The sequence below is a fragment of the Mesorhizobium sp. M0077 genome (genome assembly GCF_040322955.1).
Classification (GTDB): domain Bacteria; phylum Pseudomonadota; class Alphaproteobacteria; order Rhizobiales; family Rhizobiaceae; genus Mesorhizobium.
Window position 1 is genome coordinate 1 of the sequence record NZ_JAMYUL010000041.1, and the last position, 773, is coordinate 773.

Genomic DNA, 773 nt, shown 5'->3' on the forward strand with positions numbered 1-773 from the left:
GCTGGCGTTGCGAACCCTTGACGGTGATGGATGCGTCGAGCCGCTATCTTCTGGCGCTCGAAGCGACGGGGTCGACGGCCGATAGCGAAGCCTGGCCGGTGTTCGAACGGCTGTTTGAAGAGCATGGCCTGCCGGATCGCTTCAGAAGCGACAATGGCCCGCCCTTCGCATCGGCCGGCGTCACCGGGCTGACGCCGCTTGTCGTGCGCTTCATCAAGCTCGGCATCACCTTGGAGCGGATCGCACCCGGCAGGCCACAGCAGAACGGACGTCACGAGCGCTTTCACCTGACCATGCTGCCGATGGCCGAGGCACCGGAAGCCGACCGAACGGCACAGGGCCAGGCCTTCGAGACCTTCCGCCACAGCTACAATGAGGAACGTCCCCATGAGGCGCTGGGCATGGATACGCCCGCCCAGCACTACCGGTCCTCACAGCGCGCCATGCCCAGGACACCACCCGAGCCCGTCTATCCGGCCGAGGCCTCGGTCCGCCGCGTGCGCCACAATGGCGAGATCCGATGGAATGGCGGCTTCATATATGTCTCGCAAGCGCTGGCGGGCGAACCGGTCGCTGCGTTGGAGACCGAAGACGGACAATGGACACTCTCATTCCATGCCCACCCGCTCGGCATCATCGACACACGGCACATGAAGCTTGTCCGCCGCAGCGCCGCGCCAACCAATCCGCTTGGCGCTGCGGCGGACGCATAGGGGGAGAGAAGTGTCACCTATGTATCCGGTTCAAAGTGTTACCCATCTATCGGCTGGACA

The 773-nt window shown here is 64.3% G+C and carries 1 protein-coding gene; it reads left to right on the plus strand.

Annotated elements, in window-relative coordinates:
• On the plus strand, positions 1 to 713 hold a 713-nt coding region (locus tag NKJ57_RS30825), incomplete at its 5' end, for an integrase core domain-containing protein (RefSeq protein WP_352573819.1).
• Between the last annotated feature and the right edge of the window lie 60 nt (positions 714 to 773).